The organism is bacterium, from assembly GCA_023135785.1.
GTDB lineage: Bacteria > CAIJMQ01 > CAIJMQ01 > CAIJMQ01 > CAIJMQ01 > CAZNJA01.
Genome location: JAGLSL010000016.1, coordinates 18,218 through 28,027 on the forward strand (window position 1 = coordinate 18,218; position 9,810 = coordinate 28,027).

The window sequence follows — 9,810 nt, forward strand, 5'->3', positions numbered from 1 at the left end:
AAGCAGGGATATTAGTAATTAGAAATTTACATTTTGTGAATATGATAGAAAATATAATAGAAGCGTTACAAGGACTGCCGGAAGAATTAATCGTAATGATTATTTCTGCATTGCCGATATCAGAATTAAGAGGAGGAATACCCGTAGGGCTTGCCTTTTATAATTTTTCGGTTCTAAAAAGTTTTTTCTTGGCGGTTTTTGGAAATTTCATTCCGGTAATACCTCTTCTTCTTTTCTTGAAACCCGCTAGCGAATTCTTAAGCAAATGGAGACCATTCAAGAAATTTTTCGACTGGTTTTTTGAAAGGACAAAGAGAAAGGCGAAAATAGTTGAAAAATACGAAGCAATAGGATTGGCGCTTTTTGTTGCAATCCCATTTCCTTTAACAGGAGCTTGGACAGGTTGCGTAGCAGCAATACTTTTCAAAATTAAATTTAAATATTCGGTTATAGCAATTCTTTGTGGCATATTGCTTGCGGGGATAACAGTTTCAATTCTCTCGATTGCGGGGATTGGATTAATTCAGAAATTACAATTTTAAAACTATAGCTAAGGTATTTGTAAATTATGAAAAAATTTACAGGTAATTATAATCAGGTGTCTTTTTGACAAATATCAATCTTTTGTGTTAAAAACCGAATTCAAAATTATTTTTTAATCAAAAAAGGAGTAAATCATGGATTATGATATAAAGGATATTTCACTTGCAGTTGAAGGTAAGCTAAAGATTGAATGGGCCGGAAAGAGAATGCCTGTTCTTGCATTGATAAAAGAAAGATTCAAAAAAGAAAAGCCGCTTAAAGATTTGAAAATAGGAGCATGTTTGCATGTAACAAGCGAGACCGCAAACCTAATGATTACTTTAAAAGAAGGCGGAGCGTCTGTTTATCTTTGCGCTTCAAATCCTCTTTCTACGCAAGATGAAATTGCTGCTTCTTTAGTAAAAGATTACCAGATTCCTGTGTTCGCTATTAAGGGAGAAGACAGAGATTCCTATTACCAGCATATACAAAAAGTTTTGGACAGCGGACTTCAATATACTATGGATGACGGCGCTGATTTAGTTTCAACTTTACATTCATCCCACAAGGAACTTCTTCCTAATATGATTGGAGGTAGTGAAGAGACAACAACAGGTGTTATCAGGATGAAGGCAATGGAAAAAGACGGAAAACTTCCCTATCCTCTCGTTTCAGTCAACGATGCTAATACCAAGTATTTATTTGATAACCGTTACGGCACAGGTCAAAGCACAATTGATGGAATCTTGAGAGCTACAAATAAACTTTTAGCGGGAAGTAGGTTTGTCGTATGTGGTTATGGATGGTGCGGAAGGGGAATTGCCTCCCGCGCTAAAGGATTGGGGGCAAGAGTAACTGTTACCGAAGTTTCTCCTTTAAAAGCGTTGGAAGCCGTAATGGATGGATTTGAAGTGAAAACTCTTATTGAAGCTTGCCCAACTGCAGATGTAATAGTAACTGCTACTGGCGATTTACATGTTGTCCGAGAAGAACATTTTATGGCGATGAAAGATGGTGCTATCTTATCAAACTCAGGTCATTTCAATGTTGAGATAGATATCGAAAAATTGGAAAAAATTTCGAAGGGAAAAAGAAGAATCAGAGGTCTCATTGATGAATATACTTTAGAAAATGGCAATAAAATCCATCTTTTAGGTGAAGGAAGACTTGTTAATTTGGCTTGTGCTGAAGGTCACCCTTCTGAAGTTATGGATATGAGTTTTGCAAACCAAGCGCTTTCCTGCGAGTATGTAAAGAACAAAGCAGGGACATTGAAGAACAAAGTACATGCCGTTCCTACTGCGATTGATGATGAAATAGCCCGACTTAAACTGGAATCTATGAATACATCCATAGATGTTCTCACTCCCGAACAGGAGAAATATCTTGCTTCTTGGGATATGGGAACGTAAAACAATGATTACTCAGAAATGTCATTGCGAACAAAGTGAAGCAATCTCAAATTAGATTGCCACGCTCCTTGCCAACTTCGCCAAAGTGGCTACGACGGCTGAATCAGTCGCTCGCAATGACAGCAATACTGAATCATTTTCACACATCAAAAATAATCGTTGCCTGCAAGTTTCCTGAATCAGCTTTTTTGATTTCCAATTGATGGTAAGTTGCAGCTTTTATCTGTTGTTTAAAAGGTTTTTTCCTGAAGTCTATTTTCTCACCGTTTACAGATGCGCTTAGAAAGGTTGCCTGCCCGCCATTATTTGGGCGGGTCTGCAGGTTCTCTATATTAAATTGTTTGAATATATACCCACTATCCGAAAGAAATAACAGCTCATTTAGCCATCTAATGAGTAAGTCTTCTAAATTTTCGGCTTCGAGTTTTATCCTTTTTGTCTCTTTTTCTTCAAGTTTATCCAAATCAAACATCTGCGAAAACATCGCATAAGCAGCAGTTGAAAACAGGTCTTTTAGATCTTTTCCTTCAACAAAAATACCGATGTCAGCAGTGTGGTTAATTAAGTGATAGTTTCCCATTTTGAAGATAGGTTAACAATGGTTAACATAAGTTAATATTGGTTAATAATGGTTGCAAAAAGAATATAAATCTATATTATGTTGTCGGTTTTACTTCTATTACATTTTTCACACAATAGTTGAATATTCCTTTTACTGTTGCTGCCACCTTTTGAGAACGGAATTATATGGTCAAATTCTAAATTTTCCTGACTGCCGCATTTTACACACTTTCCTTGGTCTCTCTGCCAGACAAACATCTTAACTTCATCCGATATCGGCTGTCTTTCATCGTCAGACAGGACATTGCCATACATTTCTTGGGTCTTTTGAGTTATTTTCCTTTTCACTTCACTTAATTTTGCCCTTTTCGTTTCTTTTTGAGCTGTTTTGAACAATTCCTTTATATCCTCATCTGAATAATTATGCAGTATTTTTAATAAATGAATTTTTTGTTCGTGCATCAATAGTGGGCTAAATATAATCTCTTCAGGAGATGCACTTCCCAATTTCTCGGGTTCTATTCCTTGAGATTTTATTATGTCCCTTTGGAGAGTCTTATCTAATTCTTTCATCTCGCCAGGCGATAAATCTAATAATGGGCTTAGATGATGTAATGATTCTAACAAGTAAATTTTATCATCATGTCCTAATGTTTTGCTGGATATAATTTCCATGCGAGATGAAGAACCCCATTTTTTAAGTAATTCTTCTCGTAATCGCTTATTTTTTGCTGTTTCCCATATAATAGCAATAATGATAACGATAATAACAATGTAAAAAAAGATAGCCATTTATTCTCCTATTATTTTTGTTTACTACTTTTAAAGTTTTCGGTTTACCTCTTTATCGAACACATAGAGTAAACGGTCTACTGTTTGAAATTCCAATCCTCTAGTTTTACAAAGTTCAATTAACTTGTCCAGATAGTCAAAATATACATCAATCTTACGATTTACAGGGGTGGTTGAATGAAGTGGGTAACTTTTATCGTAGATGGCTCGATAAGCGTGTTTGTCGATAATCTGAAATGCTCTTGGGTTTCTGAATCGGAGTATTGTAGATGCCATTGCTAAATCAATGCCGTGTGTTTGTAGTAATAACTCAAGAGATTCTTTCCTCTCTCGATGTTTTCCATTCGTTAATGTCTTAAGTTTAATTAATTTAGATAGTATTTCATCATTTATGGAAACATAGCGATTGATTTTCCAAAGAACAATTTCGTTAACCAATCTTTGTGTAAAATCAATGTCATCAAGATTATCAAGTTGTTTTGTTAATTCAGCCTGATATTTGTAGCGGCTTAAAAAATCATTTAACTTACCATCAAATTCTATTGCTTTCATAATATTTAATTAAACACTTGTATCAAAGCGATTTTAGGAAGTCAATAGTCAGTAGCCAAAGAGTAGGGACATTAAAATAGAGGTTAGAATTAATTACTGAAAAAACGGTTATCGCGCCGAATACCGAAAACCTGAAATTCTTATATTAACTTGAAATCAGATTTACTTCTTCTCGTCCTTCGTCTTTCATCCATCGTCCATCGTTTTTTCACACTTCTTCTTCCCTAACAATCGTAAAGGATGAGATACAGTCGCCTTCACCAAGAGATACCAAACGCACACCCATTGTGTTGCGACTGATATTTCTCATTGAAGCGCTGTCCATGCGGATAATCTTGCCGTTTTGTGTCACTATCAGCATATGATCGGTCTTTTTTACTCCGGCAATGCTTATGACTTCACCATTTCTCTTGCATTGCCTTATATTAATTACACCGCTTCCGCCCCTGCCCCTTTTTGGATAGAGAGCATAAGTAGATTTTTTACCGAAACCTTTGCTGGTGATTACAAGAAGTGATTCGTCTTCTTTTACTATTTCTCTGCCCACAACTTCATCCTTGGGTTTTAGTCTGATACCCCTGACTCCTTTTGCTGTTCTTCCCATAGAACGGACTTGTTTGCCGGAGAATCGAATCGCTCTGCCGTTTTTGGTCGCAATTAACATATCCTCGTCGCCTTTTATAAGGTCAACGCCTATAAGCTCGTCATCTTTTTCCAAGCCCAATGCGATTATTCCCGTAGCGCGCGGATGGGAGAAATTTGACAAAGGCGTCTTTTTGACTTTGCCCTGTTTTGTTACCATGAAAACATATCCTTCTTGAGAAAAGTCTTTGACCGATAAAAACGCGGTTATTCTTTCTTTCTCGGGAAGTTTCAAAAAGTTCACTACCGCCTGTCCTTTTGACAATCTTCCCGCTTGGGGAATTTCATATACTTTTATCCAATAAACTTTTCCAAAATTAGAAAAACATAGGATATAATCGTGAGTTGACGCAATGAATATATCCTCTATGAAATCTTCTTCTTTGGTGCCGGCGCCGATAATTCCCTTTCCGCCTCTTCCCTGCGTCCTGTAAGTATTAAGAGGAAGACGTTTGATGTAACCCCGTTTAGAAATGGTAACAACCATGTCTTCTTCTTCAATAAAATCTTCATCGTTTAACATCGGCTGCGCATCCACAATCTTAGTTCTTCTTTCATCACCGTATTTTTCCTGAAGGTAGATTAATTCTTCCTTGATTACACTTCTTATTTGAAGAGACGAAGCAAGCAGAGATTCAAGTCGGACGATTTCTTTTATAATAGCCAAATAATCTTCCTCTATTTTCTTTCTTTCAAGACCAGTAAGCCGTTGTAACCTCATATCAAGAATCGATTGGGCTTGAATTCGAGAAAGGTCAAAAGATTTGATTAAGTTCTCTCTTGCAGCTTCGGCATTTGGAGAACCCTTAATAGTTTTTATTACCGCATCTAAATTTTGTAAAGCTATTTTCAACCCTTCTAAGACGTGCGCTCTTTCTTTTGCTTTTCTTAATTGAAAGGCGGTTCTCCGTTTTACTACTTCCTCTCTATGGGAGAGAAAGTCCGCCATCACATCCTTAAGCGGCAAAATTCTGGGTCTTCTGTCGATCAATGCCAAAAGAATAATCCCGAAAGTCGCCTGAAGAGCAGTATGCTTATAGAGTTTATTTAAAACGACTTGCGGTTCTTTACCTCTTTTTATCTCCAGCACGATTCTCATTCCGTCTTTATCGGATTCGTCTCTGAGATCTGATATTCCTTCAATTTTTTTCTCTCTTACCAATTCGGAAATTGATGTTACAAGCCGCGCCTTATTTGTCATGTAAGGGATTTCAGAAATAATTATCTTTCGCTTTTCATCTTCTTCTCCCTCTATAAAAGCTTTACCTCGAACTCTTACTAATCCCCTGCCCGTCAAATAAGCATCATTTATACCGTTTCTCCCCTGAATGACTCCGCCTGTGGGAAAGTCGGGACCTGTGACAAGTTTCATAATTTCTTCAGTAGTTGCTTTGGGGTTTTCCAAAAGCAACACCAAACCCTTAGTCAGTTCCGTCAGATTATGAGGCGGAATAGAAGTTGCCATTCCAACGGCAATTCCTGATGAACCGTTTAGAAGCAAATTTGGAATTTTAGAAGGAAGAACTACAGGCTCAAGACAAGTTCCGTCATAATTGGAAGCAAAATCCACTGTTTCCTGTTCTATATCTTCCAACATTTCTACAGCTAAATGCGACATTTTAGCTTCAGTATAACGCATAGCTGCAGGTGGGTCGCCATCAATTGAGCCGAAATTTCCCTGTCCTGTTACAAGCGGATATCTCATAGAAAAATCTTGGGCCAACCTAACAAGCGAAGGATATACGATATCTGCGCCGTGAGGATGGTAATTGCCGGACACATCGCCCGTGATTTTAGCGCATTTCCTGAAAGGACGATTAGGGAAGAGGCTCAAGTCACGCATAGCGAATAAAATTCTTCTATGGACAGGTTTTAAGCCGTCTCTTACATCAGGTAAAGCGCGCGCTACTATGACGCTCATAGCATAGTCCAAATAGGACGTTTTCATCTCTTCTTCGATGTTTACCTGCTTGATAATTTCCGGCATCTTAAAAATCTCCTTTTAAATGCATCTTTGATGTTTAAATCTATCGTTTATTCCAAGGAATTATATCAAAATTTGAGCAGTTTTTAAAGCATTTTTTTAACGTATACCGTTTGACACAAACAAGAGGTTTATATAAGATGCATTAAACGAAAAAGATGATAAAAAATATAATTAAATTAAACAAATTCAACAAACAACTCATCAAAAACGAAAATCTTTCCTACAAAAAAGCTTTGTCTATATATGAAGCCCTTCACAAAGAAGCGGTTTCTTTAAACATCATCAATTCCAAAAATATATTAGATGGTATAGAAACTGATTTGAGAATTGCCAGAGCATTAAACCCCCGCAGAAATACCTCTAAGATTTCGGAATAAAAGTTAAATGTTTGAAAAATTAATAAGAAAAACGGCACAACAGTTAGATAAAGAAAAAATCCCTTATATGATTATCGGCGGTCAAGCCGTTTTACTATACGGAACACCTCGCTTAACACGGGATATAGATATAACTTTAGGCATCGATGTAGATAAATTTCTTTCAATTAAAAACCCGTGCAAGAAATTAAACTTCAAGATTCTCCCTAAAAATCCCGAAGGTTTTGCAAAAAGCACTAATGTCTTGCCCGTTGAAGAAAGCAAGCTAAAAATAAGAATAGATTTTATTTTCTCTTTTATGCCGTATGAGAAACAGGCCATAGAAAAAGCAAAGAAAGTTTTAATTGATGGCTATCCGGTAAAATTCGCTTCTTGCGAAGATGTTATTATTCACAAAATGTTTGCAGGCAGAGCCATTGACGAAGAAGATGTGAAAAATATATTAACCAAGAACAAAAATAAAATCGATTTTAAATATATTGGGAAATGGCTTTTAGAGTTTAGTAAGATGGACAATCAAAAAGGATTATTAAAAAAATTCAATAATTTTTTGAAATAATAAAAATTGTTTTTACAGAGTTTTAAAACAAGATAAGAAAGTTTAATAGATAAATATCAAGGCATTTCTCAATTTTCCTCTTCTTTTCGTGAACAGATAGGTCTGATATAATACTCCCAAAATCCTAAGAAAAAATGACAAATCTTAAGAAAATTGACGATTATAGATGGGAAATACCCAAAGGATATGTCGAAGGAATGCGCGTTTCGGGAATTATCTATTCCAATGAAGAAATGATGCAGTCCCTTGAAAAAGAACAAGTAATGAAACAGATTGCAAATGTAGCATGTCTTCCGGGAATCGTTAAGCATTCGTTCGCTATGCCTGATGCACATTGGGGTTATGGTTTTGCTATCGGCGGTGTTGCGGCAACAGACCCAGAACAAGGTGGAGTTATTTCGCCCGGCGGTGTGGGGTATGATATCAACTGCATTTGCGGGAACTCCATGATTTTGCATGAATTAGGCTATCATTTACCCATAGAATCTTTTGAGAAACTCTGGACAAAACAACAGATTAAGGTTTTTGATTTTAAAGAAAATAAGCAAAAAATTACAAAAATTGTCCGGTTTTTAAAACAGAAACCTCGCAGTAAAGTTTATAAGATAACTACCAAGACCGGCAAGAATATCATAGCTACTGAAGACCATCCTTTTTATACCAAAGATGGGATGACGGAATTAAAAAATCTCTCTATAGAAGATGAAGTTGCTATTTATTCTTTTGAGGGTTTACCTTATGAAGAGCCTTCTTTGTCCATAATTATCGATGAGAATAAAATTAAAGATTTTCTACTTAAATTAAAGAAGGATTCCCGAGGGCATGGTTTAGAACAGATTATTATTCATTTAAAGAAGAGAAATTTACTCCCTCTAAAATATGATTCCCCTCATTTACCTTATTTGCTTAAAGTTATGGGATATATGTTTGGAGACGGGACAATCTATTTTACTAACAAAAGAGGTAAAGGAGTAAGTTGGTTTTATGGCAAAGAAGAAGATTTAGAGCAAATCAGGGAAGATATTAAGAAGATTGGATATAATCCGTCTCGAATTTATATTAGGTATAGAGAACATCAAATAAAAACTACTTATTCCACTTATAAATTTAAGACCGATGAGATATCTTTTAAGGTTGTTTCTTCCAGTTTTGCCGCTCTTCTTTGTATTTTAGGTTGCCCTCTGGGTAATAAAAGAAATCAAGACTATCGTCTACCTAAATGGATTTCTTCTCTTCCTCTTTGGCAGAAAAGACTTTTCTTAGCTTCCTATTTTGGCGCAGAAATGTCCTCTCCAAAGACCATAACTAATCACGGATATAATTTCTATTCTCCCATCGTTTCGCTTAATAAGAGTAAAGAATACCTACTTAGCGGTAAAATATTCTTACAACAAATTGCTTCTGTTCTTAACGAAATGGGAATTAAAACAAATAAGATATCCCAGAGAAAAGAACAAACTAATGTTGACGGTAAACCATCATATAGATTACGACTTATTCTATCAGGTTCTTCTGAAAATTTAATCGATTTATATTCTAAAGTAGGATTTGAATATAATGCCAAGAGAAGCTTTTTAGCTAACACAGTAACTCATTTTTTGAAATTAAAGCAATTGATGATAGAAGAAAGAGAAGAAACTGTTTTGCAAGTGCAGAATTTAAGGAAGACAAACGGATGGTCGGCAAAAAAAATACATGAGTCTTTATCACCTGCAGTTAACCCCGCCCATGTGTGCATGGGCGGGGTTAATTTACGCTTTATAGAAAGATCTGTTTATGAACAGAGAAAAACCTCTTGTAGGGTTAGTGAAGATACTCCTACTTTCAGTGACTTCTTGAGCAAAGCTACTGAGAGTTTAGGTGAATCCGGGATGGTATGGGATAAAGTTGTTGCTAAAGAAAAAATAGAATTTGATGATTATGTTTATGATTTTACGGTAACTCATCCGTCTCATAATTTCGTAGCTAATAATTTCATTATTTCTAACTGTGGAATTCGTTTACTCAAGACCAATCTAAAAACAGAAGATATAAAAAATAAAATTCCTGCCTTAATGGATGCTCTTTTTACTAATGTTCCCTGTGGCGTAGGCATAGGCGGCAAAATAAAAGTTTCGCCTCAACAGGAAAAAGAACTTCTAAAAGATGGTTCAAAATGGGCAGTAAAACAAGGTTTTGGCGTAGAAGATGACATAATAAATACAGAGGAAGGTGGATGTTTGCAAAGCGCTAATCCGGATAAAGTGAGCCCCAGGGCTTATGAAAGAGGCAAAAATCAAAGCGGCACGTTAGGTTCAGGCAATCATTTTCTGGAAATACAAAAGATTGATGAAATATATGACGAACAAAAGGCAAAAGTTTTCGGAATAGAAAAAAACCAAATTACGATTATGATCCATTCCGGCT

General features: G+C 36.0%; 9 protein-coding genes. 5 read left to right on the top strand and 4 right to left on the bottom strand.

The features are described 5' to 3' along the window. Positions 1-41 precede the first annotated feature (41 nt). Positions 42-542 (top strand): small multi-drug export protein, encoded by a 501-nt coding sequence (locus KAS42_01540; protein ID MCK4904915.1) that lies wholly within the window; start codon positions 42-44, stop codon positions 540-542. A 135-nt stretch (positions 543-677) separates the two neighbouring features. After that, on the top strand, positions 678-1,934 hold the full coding sequence (locus KAS42_01545) for an adenosylhomocysteinase (GenBank protein MCK4904916.1): 1,257 nt from the start codon (positions 678-680) through the stop codon (positions 1,932-1,934). A 139-nt stretch (positions 1,935-2,073) separates the two neighbouring features. Here the strand turns inward: KAS42_01545 and KAS42_01550 are convergent, their stop codons facing one another. The 4 genes from KAS42_01550 to gyrA all read right to left on the bottom strand — a co-directional run bounded on the left by KAS42_01550 (position 2,074) and on the right by gyrA (position 6,468). Beyond that, a complete protein-coding gene (locus KAS42_01550) occupies positions 2,074-2,514 on the bottom strand; it encodes an archease (GenBank protein ID MCK4904917.1) in 441 nt (146 codons plus the stop codon). 71 nt (positions 2,515-2,585) lie between these two features. Beyond that, positions 2,586-3,170 carry an HNH endonuclease gene (locus KAS42_01555; protein ID MCK4904918.1) on the bottom strand — a complete coding sequence of 195 codons (585 nt, stop codon included), beginning with the start codon at positions 3,168-3,170 and terminating at the stop codon, positions 2,586-2,588. 147 nt (positions 3,171-3,317) lie between these two features. Further along, complete coding sequence (locus KAS42_01560; protein MCK4904919.1) at positions 3,318-3,839, bottom strand: hypothetical protein; 522 nt, start codon at positions 3,837-3,839, stop codon at positions 3,318-3,320. 208 nt (positions 3,840-4,047) lie between these two features. Then, on the bottom strand, positions 4,048-6,468 hold the full coding sequence (gyrA, locus tag KAS42_01565) for a DNA gyrase subunit A (GenBank protein MCK4904920.1): 2,421 nt from the start codon (positions 6,466-6,468) through the stop codon (positions 4,048-4,050). Between the two features lie 155 nt (positions 6,469-6,623). On the opposite strand from gyrA, the gene KAS42_01570 reads away from it, so the two are divergent. The 3 genes from KAS42_01570 to KAS42_01580 form a co-directional block, all read left to right on the top strand. Beyond that, on the top strand, positions 6,624-6,845 hold the full coding sequence (locus KAS42_01570) for a hypothetical protein (protein ID MCK4904921.1): 222 nt from the start codon (positions 6,624-6,626) through the stop codon (positions 6,843-6,845). A 7-nt stretch (positions 6,846-6,852) separates the two neighbouring features. Next, positions 6,853-7,404: a nucleotidyltransferase gene (locus KAS42_01575; protein ID MCK4904922.1), complete on the top strand. Its 552-nt coding sequence runs from the start codon at positions 6,853-6,855 to the stop codon at positions 7,402-7,404. Positions 7,405-7,538: 134 nt separating this feature from the next. Then, positions 7,539-9,810 (top strand): RtcB family protein (locus KAS42_01580; protein ID MCK4904923.1); only part of this gene is annotated, 2,272 nt, incomplete at its 3' end.

What these genes read in the sequence shown, in the direction of transcription:
- KAS42_01540 (MCK4904915.1), top strand. Translation starts at nt 42, where the DNA reads ATGATAGAAAATATAATAGAAGCGTTACAAGGACTGCCGGAAGAATTA.
- KAS42_01545 (MCK4904916.1), top strand. Translation starts at nt 678, where the DNA reads ATGGATTATGATATAAAGGATATTTCACTTGCAGTTGAAGGTAAGCTA.
- KAS42_01550 (MCK4904917.1), bottom strand. Translation starts at nt 2,514, where the DNA reads ATGGGAAACTATCACTTAATTAACCACACTGCTGACATCGGTATTTTT.
- KAS42_01555 (MCK4904918.1), bottom strand. Translation starts at nt 3,170, where the DNA reads ATGGAAATTATATCCAGCAAAACATTAGGACATGATGATAAAATTTAC.
- KAS42_01560 (MCK4904919.1), bottom strand. Translation starts at nt 3,839, where the DNA reads ATGAAAGCAATAGAATTTGATGGTAAGTTAAATGATTTTTTAAGCCGC.
- gyrA (MCK4904920.1), bottom strand. Translation starts at nt 6,468, where the DNA reads ATGCCGGAAATTATCAAGCAGGTAAACATCGAAGAAGAGATGAAAACG.
- KAS42_01570 (MCK4904921.1), top strand. Translation starts at nt 6,624, where the DNA reads ATGATAAAAAATATAATTAAATTAAACAAATTCAACAAACAACTCATC.
- KAS42_01575 (MCK4904922.1), top strand. Translation starts at nt 6,853, where the DNA reads ATGTTTGAAAAATTAATAAGAAAAACGGCACAACAGTTAGATAAAGAA.